Source organism: Nocardioides sp. YR527, from assembly GCF_900101045.1.
Classification (GTDB): Bacteria; Actinomycetota; Actinomycetes; order Propionibacteriales; family Nocardioidaceae; genus Nocardioides.
This window is the reverse complement of the sequence record NZ_FNFN01000007.1, coordinates 76241-94356: the sequence shown is the minus strand read 5'-3', so window position 1 is coordinate 94356 and position 18116 is coordinate 76241. Positions and strand designations below refer to the sequence as shown.

At 69.5% G+C, this 18116-nt stretch carries 14 protein-coding genes; 8 read left to right on the top strand and 6 right to left on the bottom strand.

All coding sequences use genetic code 11. The features are described from left to right. Positions 1 to 38 precede the first annotated feature (38 nt). The 4 genes from BLT25_RS21530 (at position 39) to BLT25_RS21515 (ending at position 5034) form a co-directional block, all read left to right on the top strand. Positions 39 to 974 (top strand): carbohydrate ABC transporter permease, encoded by a 936-nt coding sequence (locus tag BLT25_RS21530; protein WP_256328718.1) that lies wholly within the window; start codon positions 39 to 41, stop codon positions 972 to 974. Next, a complete protein-coding gene (locus BLT25_RS21525) occupies positions 971 to 1843 on the top strand; it encodes a carbohydrate ABC transporter permease (RefSeq protein WP_091050361.1) in 873 nt (290 codons plus the stop codon). The genes BLT25_RS21530 and BLT25_RS21525 overlap by 4 nt, the downstream gene beginning before the upstream one ends. Positions 1844 to 1858: 15 nt before the next feature. Continuing rightward, positions 1859 to 3193: an ABC transporter substrate-binding protein gene (locus BLT25_RS21520; protein ID WP_091050359.1), complete on the top strand. Its 1335-nt coding sequence runs from the start codon at positions 1859 to 1861 to the stop codon at positions 3191 to 3193. A gap of 86 nt (positions 3194 to 3279) precedes the next feature. Then, positions 3280 to 5034, top strand: a complete 1755-nt coding sequence (locus BLT25_RS21515) for a glycoside hydrolase family 35 protein (RefSeq protein ID WP_091050356.1) — start codon at positions 3280 to 3282, stop codon at positions 5032 to 5034. 97 nt (positions 5035 to 5131) lie between these two features. Here the strand turns inward: BLT25_RS21515 and BLT25_RS21510 are convergent, their stop codons facing one another. After that, entirely contained in the window at positions 5132 to 5731 is a 600-nt protein-coding gene (locus BLT25_RS21510; protein ID WP_091050354.1) for a hypothetical protein, read from the bottom strand. 321 nt (positions 5732 to 6052) lie between these two features. Between BLT25_RS21510 and BLT25_RS21505 the strand changes: the two genes are divergently transcribed. Together BLT25_RS21505 and BLT25_RS21500 are read left to right on the top strand one after the other, a co-directional pair. Continuing rightward, positions 6053 to 8068, top strand: coding sequence for a thioredoxin domain-containing protein (locus BLT25_RS21505; RefSeq protein ID WP_091050351.1), 2016 nt, complete (start codon positions 6053 to 6055; stop codon positions 8066 to 8068). Positions 8069 to 8131: 63 nt separating this feature from the next. Then, positions 8132 to 10027, top strand: coding sequence for a helix-turn-helix domain-containing protein (locus tag BLT25_RS21500; protein WP_091050349.1), 1896 nt, complete (start codon positions 8132 to 8134; stop codon positions 10025 to 10027). A gap of 8 nt (positions 10028 to 10035) precedes the next feature. Here the strand turns inward: BLT25_RS21500 and BLT25_RS21495 are convergent, their stop codons facing one another. Genes BLT25_RS21495 through BLT25_RS21475 form a run of 5 tightly spaced genes read right to left on the bottom strand, consistent with a single transcriptional unit; the run spans position 10036 to position 14687 of the window. Then, the gene (locus BLT25_RS21495; RefSeq protein WP_091050346.1) at positions 10036 to 11034 is read right to left on the bottom strand and encodes a branched-chain amino acid ABC transporter permease; all 999 of its coding nucleotides are present in this window, start codon (positions 11032 to 11034) and stop codon (positions 10036 to 10038) included. Further along, positions 11031 to 11903 carry a branched-chain amino acid ABC transporter permease gene (locus tag BLT25_RS21490; RefSeq protein WP_091050343.1) on the bottom strand — a complete coding sequence of 291 codons (873 nt, stop codon included), beginning with the start codon at positions 11901 to 11903 and terminating at the stop codon, positions 11031 to 11033. The genes BLT25_RS21495 and BLT25_RS21490 overlap by 4 nt, the downstream gene beginning before the upstream one ends. Positions 11904 to 11930: 27 nt before the next feature. Continuing rightward, the gene (locus tag BLT25_RS21485; protein WP_091050339.1) at positions 11931 to 13178 is read right to left on the bottom strand and encodes an ABC transporter substrate-binding protein; all 1248 of its coding nucleotides are present in this window, start codon (positions 13176 to 13178) and stop codon (positions 11931 to 11933) included. 50 nt (positions 13179 to 13228) lie between these two features. After that, entirely contained in the window at positions 13229 to 13921 is a 693-nt protein-coding gene (locus BLT25_RS21480) for an ABC transporter ATP-binding protein (protein WP_091050336.1), read from the bottom strand. Further along, a complete protein-coding gene (locus BLT25_RS21475; protein WP_091050335.1) occupies positions 13914 to 14687 on the bottom strand; it encodes an ABC transporter ATP-binding protein in 774 nt (257 codons plus the stop codon). Before BLT25_RS21475 ends, BLT25_RS21480 begins: the two co-directional genes overlap by 8 nt. Before the next feature lie 189 nt (positions 14688 to 14876). Here BLT25_RS21475 and BLT25_RS21470 point away from each other — a divergent pair, with 189 nt between their 5' ends. Both BLT25_RS21470 and BLT25_RS21465 read left to right on the top strand, forming a co-directional pair. Then, complete coding sequence (locus BLT25_RS21470; RefSeq protein WP_091050333.1) at positions 14877 to 16547, top strand: tannase/feruloyl esterase family alpha/beta hydrolase; 1671 nt, start codon at positions 14877 to 14879, stop codon at positions 16545 to 16547. A 55-nt stretch (positions 16548 to 16602) separates the two neighbouring features. Continuing rightward, on the top strand, positions 16603 to 18102 hold the full coding sequence (locus BLT25_RS21465) for an amino acid permease (protein ID WP_091050331.1): 1500 nt from the start codon (positions 16603 to 16605) through the stop codon (positions 18100 to 18102). Positions 18103 to 18116 lie beyond the last annotated feature (14 nt).

Genomic DNA, 18116 nt, shown 5'->3' with positions numbered 1-18116 from the left:
AGGCCGCCATCGGAAGGGCGGTGAAGGGAGGTGGGACCGTGACCCGGTCGGAGAGAATCCGGGAGACCCGCGGTGGTGGGCGACCGCCCGCGCCCGGTCGCCGGTGGTCGCGCAGCGACACGAAGGGGTGGATCTTCGTCGGCCCGTTCCTGGCGGTCTTCGCGCTGACCTTCCTGTCGCCGATCGCCTACGCCGCCTACCTCAGCCTCTTCCGTGCGCAGGCGTTCTTCGGCACCACGCAGTTCGTCGGTCTGGACAACTACGTCGACGTGTTCACCGACGACAAGTTCTGGGACGGCTCGTTGCGGGTCCTGCTGTTCTTCGTCGTACAGGTGCCGATCATGCTCGGCCTCGCCCTGGTGGCCGCGCTGGCCATCGACAGTGCCCGGCTCTACGGCACGAGCTTCTTCCGGCTCTTCATCTTCCTGCCCTACGCCGTTCCCGGCGTCGTGGCCGTCCTGATGTGGGGCTTCATGTACGGCACCAACTTCGGGTTGGCCGCCGACCTGAACGACCTCTTCGGCACCTCGATCGCGCCGCTCAGCAGCAACTGGATGCTCGCCTCGATCGCCAACATCGTGACCTGGGAGTTCGTGGGCTACAACATGCTGATCTTCTACTCCGCGTTGCGCACCGTGCCCGGCGAGATCTACGAGGCCGCCGCACTCGACGGCGCCGGGGCGATGCGCACCGTGCTCTCGATCAAGATCCCGGCACTGCGCGGGGCCATCCTGATCGCCACGATCTTCTCCATCATCGGAACCTTCCAGCTCTTCAACGAGCCGAACATCCTGCGCACGCTGGAACCCAACGTCATCACGACCTACTACACCCCGAACCTCTACGCCTACAACCTGTCCTTCGGCGGGCAGCAGTACAACTACTCGGCGACGGTCGCGATCGTGATGGGCCTGCTGACCGCGGTGATCGCGTACGCCGTCCAGCTCCGCGGCTCACGAGAGGCGATGAAATGACGCGCCGGGTGGGCACGTCGCCGCTGGCGCCGCGACGATCGCCGCTGCTGACCGCGCTGATGGCGCTGTTCCTCGTCTACACGCTGGTGCCGCTGGCGTGGCTGATCCTGAGCGCCACCAAGACGCAGGCGGATCTGTTCTCGAGCCCGGGGCTGTGGGTAGGCGACGAGTTCGCGTTCTTCAGCAACGTCCGCGACACGCTGACCTACCGCGACGGCATCTTCCTGCGCTGGCTGGCGAACACCCTTCTCTACGTCGTGGTGGGTGCCGGCGGCGCAACTCTGCTGGCCACCGCGGCCGGCTACGGCCTGGCCAAGTACCGCTTCCCCGGGCGGCGGGCGGTCTTCGCCGTCATCATCGGCGCGGTGGCCGTGCCCGGCACCGCGCTGGCCGTGCCGACGTTCCTGATGTTCTCGAACATGGGGCTCACCAACACGGTCTGGGCGATCATCATCCCCTCGCTGATCAGCCCGTTCGGCCTCTACCTGATGTGGGTCTACGCCGCTGACGCCGTGCCGGACGAGCTGCTCGAGGCGGCGCGCATCGACGGTGCCGGCGAGATTCGGATCTTCTTCACGGTCGCGCTGCGCCTGCTCGCTCCCGGCATCGTCACGGTGCTGCTGTTCGCCGTCGTCTCGACGTGGAACAACTACTTCCTGCCACTGATCATGCTGAGCGAACCGAAGCTCTATCCGCTCACCGTGGGCCTCACCCAGTGGAGCGCTCAGGCGTCGGGCGCGAACGCGCAGCCCGTCTACAACCTGGTGGTCACCGGCTCCTTGCTGACCATCGCCCCGCTCGTCATCGCCTTCCTCCTTCTCCAGCGGTTCTGGCAGTCCGGCTTGAGCGCGGGAAGCGTCAAACAGTGAAATGAAAGGAACGCCATGTTGATCATCAATGGGCGCAGATCCCGCCGGATCGCCCTCGTCGCGGCAGCCCTCACAGCCGCCTCCGTGCTCGCCGGCTGTGGCTCGGACGACGGGGGCGGCGGCGGAGGCACGGCCGCAGACCTCGACGCCGCGCTCGAGGAAGGGGGCACCATCACCTACTGGACGTGGACCCCGTCCGCCGAGGCCCAGGTGGCCGCGTTCGAGGACCAGTACCCGAAGGTCGAGGTGAAGCTGGTCAACGCCGGCACCGGCAACGACCACTACACGAAGCTGCAGAACGCGATCAAGGCAGGCTCCGGCGGCCCCGACGTGGCGCAGGTCGAGTACAAGGCGCTCCCGCAGTTCGCGCTGCCCGGCGACCTGGTCGACCTGAGCCAGTACGGCTTCGACGAGTTCGAGTCGGACTACACGCCCTCGACCTGGGCCTCGGTGCAGGCCGGCGAGGGCCTCTACGGGCTGCCGCAGGACTCCGGCCCGATGGCGCTCTTCTACAACCAGCAGATCTTCGATGAGCACAAGCTCGAGGTGCCGACCACCTGGGACGAGTACGTCGAGGCCGCCCGGACCATCAAGAAGGAGGACCCGTCGCAGTGCATCACCAACGACAGCGGTGACGCCGGCTTCACCACCAGCATGATCTGGCAGGCCGGTGGCACGCCGTTCCAGGCCGACGGTGAGAACGTCACGATCGACCTGCAGGACGAGGGCACGCAGAAGTGGACGGGCGTGTGGAACCAGCTCATCGAGGACGAGCTGGTCTGCACCATCCCCGGCTGGACCGAGGAGTGGTACAAGGCGCTGGGGGACGGGACCATCGCGTCCATCGGCCTCGGTGCCTGGGCACCCGGCGTGTTCGAGCAGTCCGTGCCCGACGGCGCGGGCAAGTGGCGGGTCGCACCGATGCCGACGTACGACGGGCAGCCCGCGACCGCCGAGAACGGCGGCAGCACCCAGTCCGTGCTGGAGCAGAGCAAGAACCCTGCGCTGGCGGCGGCGTTCGTGCGCTGGCTCAACCACGACGAGGGGGTCGAGCCGTTCCTGGAGAGCGGTGGCTTCCCGGCCACGGTCGCTGACCTGCAGGACCCCGCGTTCGTCGACAAGAAGAGCGACTACTTCGGCGGCCAGCAGGTCAACCAGGTGCTCACCGAAGCGGCCACCCAGGTGGTCGAGGGCTGGCAGTACCTGCCCTACCAGCTCTACGCCGACACGATCTACGGCGACACCGTCGGCAAGTCCTACCAGACCCACACAGCCCTCGAGGACGGTCTGGCGGCCTGGCAGGAAGCGCTCGTGAAGTACGGCGACGAGCAGGGCTTCAGCGTCAACTGACCCACGACTGACCCACGACTGAGAGGGACCGACGGCCCGCCGCACATCGCGGAGCGGCGGCCGTCGGTCCATCGCGAGAGGTAGGCATGCCCGAGTTCACGATCGGCGAGACCGACTTCCTTCTCGACGGTGAGCCGTTCCGGATCCTCTCCGGCGCGCTGCACTACTTCCGGGTCCACCCCGACCACTGGGCGGACCGGATCGAGAAGGCCAGGCTGATGGGCCTCAACACCATCGAGACCTACGTGCCGTGGAACGCCCACAGCCCTCGCCCCGGCGTCTTCGACACCGACGGCATCCTCGACCTGCCGCGCTTCCTGCGCCTGGTGGGCGAGGCCGGCATGCACGCGATCGTGCGTCCGGGGCCGTTCATCTGTGCGGAGTGGGACAACGGCGGGCTGCCGCCCTGGCTGTTCCGGGAGCGGGGCGTCGGGATCCGCCGCTACGAGCCGCGCTTTCTCGACGAGGTCGAGAAGTACCTCCACCACGTCCTGGCGCTCGTCCGTCCGCACCAGGTCGACATGGGCGGACCCGTGCTGCTCGTCCAGGTGGAGAACGAGTACGGCGCGTACGGCGACGACCGGAGCTACCTGCAGGCGCTCGTGGAGATGATCCGTGGAGCCGGCATCGACGTGCCGCTGGTCACCGTGGACCAGCCCGTCGACGCCATGCTCGCCGCCGGCGGAATCGACGGGGTGCTGCGTACCAGCTCCTTCGGCTCGGACAGCGTGAACCGCCTGCGCACCCTCCGCGACCACCAGCCGACCGGGCCGCTGATGTGCATGGAGTTCTGGGACGGCTGGTTCGACCACTGGGGAGGCCGGCACCACACCACCGCCGTCGAGCAGGCCGCCGAGGAGCTCGATGCCCTGCTCGCCGCCGGAGCCTCGGTCAACGTGTACATGTTCCACGGCGGCACGAACTTCGGCCTGACCAGCGGGGCCAACGACAAGGGGACCTACCGGCCGACGGTGACCTCCTACGACTACGACGCGCCCCTGGACGAGGCCGGGAACCCGACCGCGAAGTACTTCGCGTTCCGCGACGTCATCGCCCGCTACGCCCCGGTGCCGACCGAGACCTCCGGCGCCCCAGGTCCCGCCCCCGAGCACACGGTGGCGCTGGGCGATCCGGTCCGGCTTCTCGACGACCCGGCGGCCTGGGGCTCCTGGAGCAGGTGGGAATCGCTCCCGGTGCTGGACGATCTGGAGACGGACACGCGTCTGGCCGTCTACCGGACCGAGCTGCCTGGCGACGGCCCCGGCGTCCTCACTCTCGGCGAGGTCCGTGACCGGGCCGCCGTCTTCCTCGACGGTGCTCCGGTCGGCATCCTCGAGCGGGAGCACCACGAGCAGGCGATCGCGCTGCCGCGCGGGCGTGGCGTGCTGGAGCTGGTCGTCGAGGACCAGGGCCGGGTCAACTACGGCGCGCGCATCGGTGAGCACAAGGGCCTGGTCGGGCCGGCTCTGCTCGACGGGGTGCCACTCACGGACTGGGAGGTCCTGGCCGTCGACCTCGACCGGGTGCCGCGCCTGTGGGAGACCGACTCGCCCGAAGGCCGTGGCACCGGCGTCGGGCCCACCGCGTGGCGCGCACTCTTCTCGGCCGAGCCCCACGTCGACCTCTTCCTCGACACCACCGCCTGGGGCAAGGGCATCGCCTGGGTCAACGGCTTCTGCCTGGGGCGCTATTGGCGACGCGGGCCGCAGCACACCCTCTTCGTACCGGGCCCGGTCCTGCGGCCCGGTCGCAACGAGCTCGTCGTACTGGAACTGGAGGTGCTCGCCGATCCGGCGGCCCGGTTCGTCGCCGGCCCCGCCCTTGGTCCGCTCGAAGACTGAGGCCAGCCCTGAGCGTCCCGCTTGGGCGTGCGGGACCATGGACCTGTGGGTAGTGGCGCCGAGCCCGGAGGAGGTCGTGACGGTGGCGTGGAATCACTCATCCAGCCCGACGGCACGCCGCGGGGTTCTGACGTAGCTCCACGTTGTCCCTCACGATCTTGCGGTCCACCCAGCTGTTGCGAGCCACCGAGAAGTTGCCGGCGTAGGAGTTCCTGAGCACACGCAGGGAACGCACGTGATTGCCGACGACGTGGAGGTTGTTGCACGCCTTGTTGTCCCGGACCATCAAGGTCCCCCGATTGTCGCGTACCACGAGATTGTTGGCGATCGACATCTCGCAGATCGCCACGTTGCGGGAGTTGCGGACCATGAGATTTCGTCCGGCGACCGGGTCCACGCGGCACCCGGCGGCTCCGATGGTGACGCGTTCGACGACGTTGCGGACGTGGACGTTCCGGCCGAGGCTCGTGTCGGTGATGCTGACCACCCTCGGTGCACCGGTGGTGCGGACGTTGCCGGTGATCCTGGACATGGTGATCACGCAGCGGGCGTCGTCCGGGATGACTACGTTGCGGAACGTCCGGTGGTGGTAGCTGCCGTCGCAGACGAGGTCGGGCGGCAGCGCCTGGGCGCTGAGGACCGGGCCCACCACGGGTACGAGCGCGCCGATGAGAAGGAAGACGACGAGCTGCTTCATGTGAACCCTCCGAGTCCGGGCGATGTGTGTCTTCATGACGCGCCACCGAGAACATGTGTTGCACCGGCTCGCCGAGGTTCCAGATAGCCGGTGCGTACTTCCCGCCGCGCTCCCGCTGCGGCGCGTACCGGGTTGGTTGCAAAGTCGTGCAGCCCGTCACGCCCGGCCGGGCGCACAGGGGCGCTTCGCCAAGCCCGGCGACGCCACCGTCAGCGCAGCGTCTGCCGTTGGCCACTGAATGTTGGAGCGGAATACGCGTCAAGAATCCCTGTCATCTGACGCGTTTGCATCACTTGCTCATGTGCGTGCAAGGCTGGAGGAGTGGCCAACCGACTCGCCTCCGCGACCTCGCCCTACCTGCTCCAGCACGCTCAGAATCCGGTGTACTGGCGGGAGTGGTCGCCCGAGGCGTTCGAGGAGGCGCGGCGGCGGGACGTACCTGTCCTGCTGTCGGTCGGGTACGCCGCGTGCCACTGGTGTCACGTGATGGCGCACGAGTCGTTCGAGGACGAGACGACGGCGGCGTACATGAACGAGCACTTCGTGAACATCAAGGTCGACCGGGAGGAGCGGCCGGATGTGGACGCGGTCTACATGGCGGCGACGACGGCGATGACCGGGTCAGGCGGGTGGCCGATGACGGTGGTGCTCGACCACGACGGCAACCCGTTCTTCGCGGGCACCTACTTCCCGGACCAGCCGCGCCACGGGCAGCCGGCGTTCACGCAGGTGCTGCAGGCGCTCTCGGAGGCGTGGACGCAGCGGCGCTCGGAGATCGGGGCGGTGGCGGAGAACGTACGTCAGCACCTGGCCGCCATCTCCGGGGTGGCCGGAGCGGCGGGGGACTGGCAGGTGGACGTCGGTGCCGCGGTCGAGGCGCTGGCGGGGGAGTTCGACCCGATGGCGGGTGGGTTCGGGGGCGCCCCGAAGTTCCCGCCGTCGATGGTGCTGGAGTTCCTGCGCCGGGTCGCGGAGACCGACTCTCGGGTTCCGCACATGCTCTCGCGGACCGTCGCCGCGATGGCTGGCGGCGGGATCTACGACCAGGTCGGGGGCGGGTTCGCGCGCTATGCCGTCGACCGCGGCTGGGTCGTTCCGCACTTCGAGAAGATGCTCTACGACAACGCGCAGCTGATCGGCCTCTACGCCCGGCTCGGCACCGAGCTCGGCGACCGGGTCGCGCAGGAGAGCGCCGACTGGATGATCCGCGAGCTCGGTACCGCCGAGGGCGGGTTCGCCTCCGCGCTCGACGCCGACAGCGAGGGGGTCGAGGGGAAGTTCTACGTCTGGACCCCGGGTGAGCTCGTCGAGGTCCTCGGCGCCGACGACGGCGCCTGGGCCGCGGAGGTCTTCGAGGTGACCGAGGCCGGCACCTTCGAAGAAGGTGCCTCGACCCTGCAGCTGCGGCACCGGCCCGACGACCCCGAGCGGCTCGAGTCGGTCAAGGCGCGGCTCCTCGCCGCGCGCGCCGAGCGAGTACGTCCGACCCGCGATGACAAGGTCGTCGCGGCCTGGAACGGACTGGCGATCAGCGGTCTGGTCGACGCCGGGTTGATGCTGGGGGAGCGGCAGTACGTCGACGCCGCGGTCGCAGCGGCGGAGCTGCTGTGGCGAACGCACTGTGTTGGTCTCGACACGCCTCCGCCTAGCGGCTCCGGCGGCTCGACCAGCGACGTACGCCTCCTCCGCGTCAGCCGTGACGGCGCGGCCGGCGCGCACGCGGGAGTGCTGGAGGACTACGGCTGCGTCGCAGGGGGATTCCTCGCGCTGACCCAGGCGACCGGCGACAGCACCTGGCTCGAGCGGGCGACGGCGCTGCTCGACACCGCCCTGACCCACTTCCGCGCGGAGGACGGCGGCTTCTACGACACCGCCGACGACGCGGAGGCGCTGGTCACCCGGCCGCGGGACCCCTCCGACAACGCCAGCCCCAGCGGCACCGGCGCGATGGTCCACGCGCTCGTCACCGCGCACGCGCTGACCGGGGAGGGCCGCTACCGCACGGCCGCCGAGGAGACGCTCGCGGCCACGAGCAACCTGATGACCAAGGCGCCCCGGTTCGCCGGCTGGTCGCTGGCCGCGGCGGCCACCATGAAGGACGGGCCGCTCGAGATCGCGGTCGTCGGACCGCCGGGACCCGACCGCGACGCCCTCGAGGCCGCTGCCCGGCGCAAGCCGGGCGCGGTGGTGGTCGTCGCCGACGAGGCCCGCGACGACATCCCGCTGCTGAGCAGCCGCACTCCGGTGGACGGGAAGGCGGCGGCGTACGTCTGTCGGGGGTTCGTCTGCGAGCGACCTGTCACCTCACCGGATGACCTGGCGACGACGCCTACCTGATCCCGGGGAACTATGTGGTGATCCCATATGTCGGTGGCCGCGTAGAAGTGTAACTTCGGTCACATGACGGTCGATGTGGTCGCGTTCCTGGAGCTGCTGGCCGGGGATGCCGCGGAGGCCGATTTCGAGGGGCCGTCGCAGGCCGCGCGCACGGCGGGCGCGACCGCCGAGGAGCAGGAGCGGATCGACTACGCCAGGAGCCTTGCGCTCCAGGTCAGGGACACCCTCGAGGCGCGCCGTCGGCGTGAGGGCGAGCTGGGAGCGCTGTTCGAGTCGGCCAACGACCTGGCGATGCTGACCGATCTCGAGGCGGTGCTGCAGGCGATCGTGACCCGGGCCAGGCAGCTGCTCAACAGCGACGTCGCCTATCTGACCCTCAACGACGAGCGCCGCGGCGAGTACATGCGGGTGACCGAGGGCATCTTGACCGTCGCGTTCCGGACGACCCGGATCCCCTTCGGGATCGGGCTCGGCGGCCTCGTCGCCCAGACCACCCGTCCGTACTCGACCGCCGACTACATCCCCGACAAGCGCTTCCGGCACGCCCCCGACATCGACGCCGCGGTCAGCGGGGAGGGGATTCGGGCGATCATCGGCGTACCTCTCCTGCTCGGCAGCCAGGTCATCGGCGTCCTCTTCGCCGCCAATCGCACCGTACGTCCCTTCGGGGACGAGGCGAGCGCCCTGCTCGTCTCCCTCGCCGCCCACGCCGCGATCGCCGTCGACAAGGCCCGGCTGCTGGAGGAGACCCGCGCCGCTGTGGCCGAGCTCGAGGTCACGACCCGCAAGCTGCAGGCGCGCAACGAGGCGGTCGAGCGCGCCGCCGACGCCCACGACCGGCTCACCCGGATCGTCGTCGAAGGCGGCGGCGTCGATGATGTCGTACGCAGCGTCGCCGAGGTCCTCGGCGCCCGGGTCGTCGTGCTGGACCTCGACGGAGAGGCCATCGCGAGCAGCGCTCCGGACCAGCAGGTCTCCGACTACGAGGCGGCCGTGACCAGGCGCAGCCTCGACCTGAGCCGCACCGCCGGCAGCGGCGACATCTACGCCACCCCGGTCCTCGCCGGTGCCGAACAGCTCGGTTCGATGCTCCTCGGCCCGCGCGAGGTCGACCGCGAGGACGGGGATCTGGACGACGGCGACCAGCGGATCCTGGAGCGAGCGGCGCTGGTGACGGCGCTCCTGCTGCTCTTCCGCCGCAGCGTCGCCGAGGCCGAGGGACGGGTGCGGGGCGAGCTCCTCGACGAGCTCCTCTCGGGCACCACCCCGGGCCCGGAGACGCTGCGCGAGCGCGGCCGGCTGCTGCAGGCCGACCTGTCCAGGGACTATGCCGTGGTGGTCGCCGACGTTCCCGGCGACCGGGCCCGGGTCGGTCAGGCGGCGACGTTCGTCGCGGCCACCCACGACGGGTTCGCGGCGGTGCGCCAGGGGCAGGTGGTGCTGATCTTTCCCGACTGCGACGCCCGGGCCGCCGGCGAGCTGGTGGTCGAGGGCCTGCGCCTCTCGGCCGCCGCGCCGGTGACGGTCGGGGCGGCCGGCCCGGTGCCGGGGCCGCTGAGCAGCCCCGACGCCGTGGTGAAGGGCTACGACGAGGCTCGCCGCTGCCTGGCGGCCGCGATGACCCTGGGTCGCGAGGGCCAGGTGGTCACCGCCGAGGACCTCGGCTTCGTGGGGCTGCTGCTCGGCTCCGACGGCCACCCGGCGGCGTACGTCACCTCACGGCTGGGTCCGGTGATCGACTACGACGCCGCGAAGGGGTCGAAGCTGGTGGAGACCCTGCGGGCCTACTTCGCCGCCGACCGCAACCTCACGCGCACCGCGGGTGCGCTGCACGTGCACGTCAACACCGTCACCCAGCGCCTGGAGCGGGTCACCCGGCTGCTGGGCAAGGGCTGGCAGGAGCCGGAGCGCCAGCTCGAGGTGCAGCTGGCGCTCCGGCTCCATCACCTGGTCGCCTGAGAGACGCTCTAGGCGCGCCGGCGGCTCAGCCAGAGATGACGGGCGGTGCCCCAGATCCCGCGGCGGAAGAGCAGCACGACGGTCACGAACACGCCACCGGTGACGATCCCGATCCCGTCGAACCCGGACGAGGCCAGGTTGTCGGCGAGGATCACGATCAGCCCCGCTCCGATGACCCCACCCCACAGCGTTCCGATGCCACCCAGCACCGTCATCAGGACGACCTCGCCCGAGGTGGCCCAGTGGAGCTCGGGCAGCGCCACGAACCCGTGCGAGACGGCGAAGACCCCGCCGGCGAGCCCGGAGAGCCCGGCCGAGAGCACGAAGACGATCAGCTTGTAGCGCTCCACGTCGTAGCCCAGCGCTCGTGCGCGCGGCGCGTTGTCGCGGATCGCGACCAGCACCCGCCCGAAGGGGGAGTGCACGATCCGCCAGGCGGCCCACATCCCGAGCAGGATGATCGGCAGCGCGGCGTAGTAGAAGAAGAACGAGTCGGTCTCGACCGCCTCGATCCCGAAGAACGACCGCGGTACGCCCTGGAGGCCGTTCTCCCCGCCGGTGAGCGAGGAGGCCTGGTTGGCGATGAAGAAGAGCATCTGCGCGAAGGCGAGGGTGACCATCGCGAAGTAGATCCCCGACCTCTTCACCGACAGGTAGCCGATCGGGACGGCCAGGAGCATCGCGAAGAGCGCCCCACCGAGGACCGCCACCGGGAACGGGACGCCGAGGTGGATGGCGATCAGGCCGGTGGCGTACGCAGAACCGCCCCAGAATGCGGCGTGGCCGAACGAGAGCAGTCCGCAGTAGCCCAGCAGCAGGTCGAGAGCAACCGCGAAGAGCGCCCAGGCGGCGATGTCCATCGCCACCGGCGGGTAGACGAACCAGGGGAGCCCGAGGGCGACGACGAGCCCGATCCCCAGCAGGACCAGTCGCTGCCACGGGCGGGCGCCCGTGATCGCCGCATGCTGCTCGGTGACGCTCGCACCAGCTGTCGCGATCGAGGTCATGCCGTCGCCTCCTCTCGGCCGAAGAGCCCGGCCGGCCGGGCCAGGACGACCACGGCCATCAGTACGAAGATGAGCACCTGCGCGAACGTCGGTGCATACGCCTGCCCGAAGGCTTCCACGAGCCCGACCAGGAACCCGCCGACGACGGCGCCCACGATCGAGCCGAGCCCGCCGATCACCACGACCGCGAACAGGATGATGATGAAGTCGCTGCCCATCTCGGCGGTGATCGCCCGGAACGGTGCGGCCAGCACCCCGGCCAGACCGGCGAGCGCGACCCCGAACCCGAAGACCGGCGTCACCCATCGCCCGACGTTGATCCCGAGAGCGCCGGCGAGCTCGGGCCGCTCGGTCGCTGCCCGGACGATCATGCCCACCCGTGTACGCGTCATCAGCAGCCAGACGCCGAGGCAGACCAGCAGCGCCACCCCGATCACGAAGAGCTGGTAGACCGGCAGCCCGACGCCACCCAGCTGGACCCGACCGGAGAGCGCCTCGGGGCGCTCGTAGGGCAGCCCCGAGACCCCGTAGCGGCGCTTGACCAGGTCGACCAGCAGCAGGGTCAGCCCGAAGGTGAGCAGCAGGTTGTAGAGCGGGTCGAGCGGTAGCAGCCACTGCACCAGCAGCCGCTCGACCAGCATCCCGAAGACCAGCATCAGCAGCGGCACCACGATCAGCGCCAGCCACAGGCTCATCCCGACGGTGTCCAGGAGCACCGCGGCGGCGACCGCTCCCAGCATGTAGAAGGCGCCGTGGGCGAAGTTGACCACGCCCAGCACCCCGAAGATGACCGCCAGGCCGAGCGCGGCCAGCGCGTAGAAGCTGCCGGCCGCGAGCCCTTGGACGGTGTACTGCAGAACCGCGTTCATACCAATCCCTCTAGACCTCGGGTACAGCTACATCGAGCAGCCGGACTCGGCCGCCGGGCGGAACGCCTCCTCGGCCGGGATGGTCTTGATGATCTCCTCGTAGTCCCAGTCCTCCTTGACGTCGTCCGGGCCCTTGACCCGCGCCAGGTAGACGTCGTGGATGACCCGGTGGTCCTCGGCACGGATCTCACCGTTGCGCAGGAACATGTCCTCGACCTTCTTGCCCTCGAGCTCCGCGACGACCTTGTCGGCGTCGTCGGTGCCGGCCGCCTGGACCGCCTCGAGGTACTGCAGGGCCGCGGAGTAGTTGCCCGCGTGGGCGTACGTCGGCCGGTCGCCGGTCTCCTCCATGAAGCGGTCGGCCCACTCGCGGGACTTCTCGTCGAGGTTCCAGTACCAGGCGTCGGTGAAGATCGTGCCCTCGAACGCCTCGACGCCGAGCGAGTGGATGTCGGAGATGAACATCAGCCCGACCGCCAGGTCGATGCCCTGGTCCTTGAGCCCGGAATCGTTGTACTGCTTGACCAGGTTGATCAGGTCGCCGCCGGCGTGCATGGTGCCGATGACCTGCGGTTTCGCGGCTCCCGCCTTGGTGATGTACGTCGCGAAGTTGTCGTTCGGGAACGGCGTCGCGATCGTGCCCGCGACCTTGCCGCCGCCGGCCTCGATGGCGCCGGTGAACGACTTCACCATGTCCTGACCGAAGGCGTAGTCGGGGTAGATCAGCTGCCAGTTCTTGTCGCCCTCCTCGGTGACGACAGTGCCGGTGCCGTTGGCCAGCATCCAGGTGTCGTACGCGTAGTGGAAGGTGTACTTGTTGCACTGGCCACCGGTCAGCTCGGTGGTCCCGGCGCCGATGTTCATGTAGAGCTTCTTCTTGTTCTTCGCCTGCGTCGCGACGGCCAGCGCCGCCGACGACGTCGGCACGTCCAGGATCACGTCGGCGCCCTCGCGGTCGTAGAGCTCCTGGGCCTTGGTGTTGGCGATGTCCGGCTCGTTCTGGTGATCTGCCGAGGTCACCTCGATGTCCTCGACGACGGCCTCGTCGCCGTACTTCTCCTGGTAGTCGTCGATCGCCATCTGGATCGCGATCTTCGAGTTGGGGCCGGAGACGTCCTTGTAGACGCCGGAGGCGTCGTTGAGTAGGGCGAGGACCACCTTGTCGTCGGTGAAGTCGCCTCCGGCCGCAGCCGGTCCGCCGGCACCGCAGCCTGCGGTGACCAGGACGCCGGCCATCAGTATCGAGGCGCCGGCAGCTGTGCGTCGCTTGTTCATCGTGTCTCTCCTCGTGGGGTAGGGCTGTGCTCGATCTCTGGAGACGTACGTCAGATCCCGAGGTGTTCGAGTAGCTCGTCCTGACGTTCGACGAACTCGTCGTTGTCGAGGCTCTCGACCAGGCGGCCCTGGGCGAGCAGGTAGTGGCGGTCGGCGACGGTGGCGGCGAAACGTACGTTCTGCTCGATCAGGAGCACGCCGATGCCGGACTGCTTCGCGGTCCGCACGATGTCGCCGATCTGGGCGACGATGACGGGGGCGAGCCCTTCGGAGGGCTCGTCGAGCAGGAGCAGGCGGGCGCCGGTGCGGAGCACCCGGGCGACGGCGAGCATCTGCTGCTCACCGCCGGAGAGGGTCGTCCCACCCGCACGCCGGCGGCTGCCGAGAGCCGGAAAGGCGTCGTAGACCTGCTCCAGCGTCCACGCCGAATCGGAGACCTTCGGAGGCAGCAGGAGGTTCTCCTCCACGCTCAGGTTGGCGAAGATGCCGCGGTCGTCCTGCACCCAGCCGAGCCCGGCGCGGGCCCGCTTGTGCGCGGGCAACGAGGTGATCTCGCGGCCGTCGAGCCGGATCGATCCGGTCAGGTGCTTGTGGAGGCCCATCAGGCAGCGTACGAGCGTGGTCTTGCCGGCGCCGTTGCGGCCGACGAGGGTGACGACCTCGCCCTCGGCGACGCTCAGGGTGGCGTCGCGCAGGGCCTGCGCCTCGCCGTACCACGCACTCAGGTTCTCTATCTCAAGCACTGTGAGCCTCTCCGAGGTAGGCGGTGATGACGCGCGGATCCGCGCGGACCTCGTCGTAGGGACCCTCGGCGAGCACCTGGCCCTGCTGGAGGACGGTGACCCGGTCGGCCAGCTGGCCGACGACGTGCATGTTGTGGTCGACGAAGACCACGGTGCGTCCGACGGCGATCCGCCGGACGAGCTCGATGGTGCGGTCGACGTCCTCGATGCCCATCCCCGCCGTCGGCTCGTCGAGCAGCAAGAGCTTGGGCTCGACGGCGAGCACGAGAGCGAGCTCGAGCGCCCGCTTCTGGCCGTACGCCATCAGCCCGGTCGGCTTGTCGGCGAGCTCGGTCAGGCCGACCTCGGCCAGCAGCCGGTCGACCTCCTCGCGGCGCCGCCCGAGCAGCTTCTCCGAGCGCCAGAATCTCAGCCCCTGGTTGGTCAGCCCCTGGAGCGCGATCTCGACGTGCTCGCGCGGGGTGAGGTTCTCGAAGAGGCTGGTGATCTGGAAGGAGCGGGCCACCCCGTGGCGGGTGATCCGCTCCGGTGCCATCGCGGTGACATCTTCACCGAAGACCGTGATCCGCCCGCCGGTCGGCTTGAGGAACCCGGTCAGCAGGTTGAACAGGGTCGTCTTGCCGGCGCCGTTGGGGCCGACGAGCGCGTGTACGGTGCCCTCGGCGACCTCCAGGTCGACGGAGCTGACCGCGCGGAAGCCGCGGAAGTCCTTGGTGAGACCCTCGGTCCGTAGTGCGCACCTCGGGGTCGATGTGGTGCTCGTCACAGGGGCGACGGTAGGGAAGCGGTGAGACGTACGCCATAGGGGTTCGGGACACACTGAGCCCAACGGTTGTGTGACTCGTCCCCATGCCGGCCCGCCGGCGAGCGTCTCGCCATCGCCCACATCTCGGGCGCCGGAGTTGTGTGCGGAGGCCACATGGCGCACGTCACACCGCGTCGCGATCCTTGAGCCATGGCCCCCACCCTCGTACGCAGATTCCTGACCGTCGGCCCGTCGCTCGCCCTCGCCGCCGCGGCCCTGGTCGTCGGCCAGGTGCCCGCGGGCGCCGCGCCGTCGACGGGCGCCGCCGACTGCTCGTCGCTGGTCGGGCTGAGGATCCCCGCCCATCGGATCGGCCTGCCGACCACCGGCGCCGAGGTCACCGCGACGACGTCGATGCCGGCCTCCGGGACCGGACCGACCGCGGTCCCGGCCTACTGCCGCGTCGACATCGCGATCCACCCGGTCGACCCCGCCGCCCCCGACATCCGGATGGGCCTGGCCCTGCCGCAGGGGTGGAACGGGCGGACGATGATGTTCGGCGGTGGTGGCTACAACGGCACCGTCCCCAACCTCGCCCAGAACGTGCCCTTCGGGCCGGTCGACCAGCGCACCCCGCTCGGCCGTGGCTACGCCACCTACGCCAGCGACTCCGGGCACCAGGCCGACACCGGTCGCCACCCGATCGCCAGCCTGGACGGCTGGTTCGGGCAGAACGACGAGGCGGTGCGCAACTTCTCCGGTGATGCGCTCAAGAAGGTGCACGACAGCGCGACGTACGTGATCACGAAGGCCTTCCGCCGCGCCCCCGCCACCGCCTACTTCGCCGGCGGCTCGACCGGTGGGAGGGAAGCCCTCGCCGTGGCGCAGCGCTGGCCGCGCGACTTCGACGGGGTGATCTCCGCCTACCCCGCCTGGAATGCCGCGACCCTCGACCTCTTCTTCGGCCGGATCACCCACGAGTTCGGCAAGCCCGGCGCGCACCCGTCCAAGGCGCAGCAGGACCTCGTCGCGCAGCGGGTCCTGGCCGTCTGCGACGGCGGCGACGGGCTCGCGGACGGGGTGATCTCCGACGAGGCCGGCTGCGACTTCGACCCTGAGACGCTGCTGTGCGGCGAGGGCGAGACGCTCGGTGACACCTGCCTCTCGCGCGAGCAGGTGGATGCGGTGGTGGCAGCCGACAGCAGTTGGCGGCTGCCCTACCGGGTGGCCAGCGGAGAGTGGGGCTATCCCGGGTTCCCGCTGCTGTCCGGGGCACGGATGTCGACGCCGGTGCTCGGTTTCGGCACCTCCGCGCCGGCCGACCCGATGCCGGTGACCGCCGGCTACGGCATGCAGTTCTGGAACCAGTGGGCCAAGTACTTCGTCGCTCGCGACCCGCAGATCAGCCCGTTCGCGATCGACCCGGCCGCCCCGGGGGAGTGGCAGCGCCGGATCAGCGAGCTGACTGCGCTCCAGGACGTCAACGACGCCGACCTGCGCCCGTTCGCCCGCTCCGGAGGCAGGCTGATCCTGGTCCACGGTGCCGCCGACGAGCTGGTCAGCCACCGCTCCACGATCGACTACTACCAGCGCGTCCAGCGGGTGATGGGCAAGCGGGCGACCGAGGGGTTCTCCCGGTTCTATCTGGTGCCCGGCGCCAACCACGCCAACTTCGCCCCGGTCGCCTTCTCCGCCTCCTACGACTCGCTCACAGCCCTGGAGAAGTGGGCCGAGCGCGGCGTCGCGCCGGGCGAGAACCAGATGGTCGCCGACGGCAACGCCGGGGCCAACCGCACCCGGCCGTTGTGCGAGTGGCCGGCCTGGCCCGCGTACGTCGCTGGCGACGCCTCGGAGGCGAGCAGCTTCAGGTGCGAGATGTGACGGGTGACACCCCCGAGCTTTCCAGTCCATCAGTCAAGATGGTTACCTATCCCTCATGTCTGTTTGGCGCACCAAATCCATCGAGCAATCCCTTGCTGATGCCGAGACCCCGGAGTTCACGCTCAAAAGGCGACTCACCGCGGTTGACCTGACCGTCTTCGGGATCGGTGTCATCATCGGAGCCGGAATCTTCACCCTGACCGGTCGTGCCGCGGCCCTGTACGCGGGACCGGGCGTGGTCTTCTCGTTCATCATCGCCGCGATCTGCTGTGGCCTGGCGGCGCTGTGCTACGCCGAGTTCGCCTCGACCGTGCCGGTGTCGGGGTCGGCGTACACGTTCTCCTACGCCACCCTCGGCGAGATGCTCGCGTGGATCATCGGCTGGGACCTGATCCTGGAGATGGTCCTCGGTGCGTCCGTGGTCGCGCAGGGCTGGAGCGCCTATCTGGTGACGTTCCTCGAGGAGATCGGCCTCGGCTGGCCCGAAGGCTTCGGTCCGGATGCCAACGCCGATTTCGGTCAGCCCAACCTGGCCGCGCTGCTGCTCGTGATCGTCCTGGTCGGCCTGATCACGATCGGCATCAAGGAGTCGCTGCGGGTCAACCTCGCGCTCGTGGCCGTCAAGCTCTTCATCGTCCTGTTCGTCATCGTCGCCGGCATGTTCTACGTCTCCGGCTCCAACTACGACCCGTTCATCCCCGAGCGTGCCGGTTCCGTCAGCGGTGAGGGCATCCACCAGCCGCTGATCCAGTGGGCCTTCGGCCTCGAGCCGCAGACCTTCGGCGTCCTCGGCATCATCTCGGCCGCGTCGGTGGTCTTCTTCGCCTACATCGGCTTCGACGTGGTCGCCACGACCGCGGAGGAGGCCAAGAACCCCCAGCGTGACCTGCCCCGAGGCATCATCGGCTCGCTGATCATCTGCACGATCCTCTACGTCGCCGTCGCGCTGGTCATCACCGGCATGGTGAAGTACGACGAGATCGACCAGAGCGCCGCGCTCGCCACCGCGTTCCGCGACGTCGGCCGAAGTGGCTTCGCCACCCTGATCTCCGCCGGTGCCGTCGCCGGTCTGACCACTGTCGTGATGACGCTGATGATCGGCGCCATCCGGGTCATCTTCGCGATGAGCCGCGACGGTCTGTTCCCGGTGAGGTTCGCCCACGTGAACCCGAAGACCGGCACCCCGATCCGGATCACCCTCACCGTCGGTGCCCTGGTCGCGGTGGTCGCCACCTTCACCCCGGTCGGCAAGCTCGAGGAGATGGTCAACATCGGCACCCTGACCGCGTTCGCGCTGGTCTCGATCGCCGTGCCGATCCTGCGCAAGCGTCGCCCGGACCTGCCGCGCTCCTTCAAGGTGCCGTTCAGCCCGGTGCTGCCGATCGTCGCCGCGGCGATCTGCATCTACCTCACGCTCAACCTGAGCATCGAGACCTGGCTGCGGTTCCTGGTGTGGATGGCGATCGGCTTCGCGATCTACTTCCTCTACGGCTACCGCAACGCGCGGGTCGGCAAGGGCGGCGACGACAAGACCGTCGAGCCGCTGCACATGTGAGGCTCTCGTAGGTG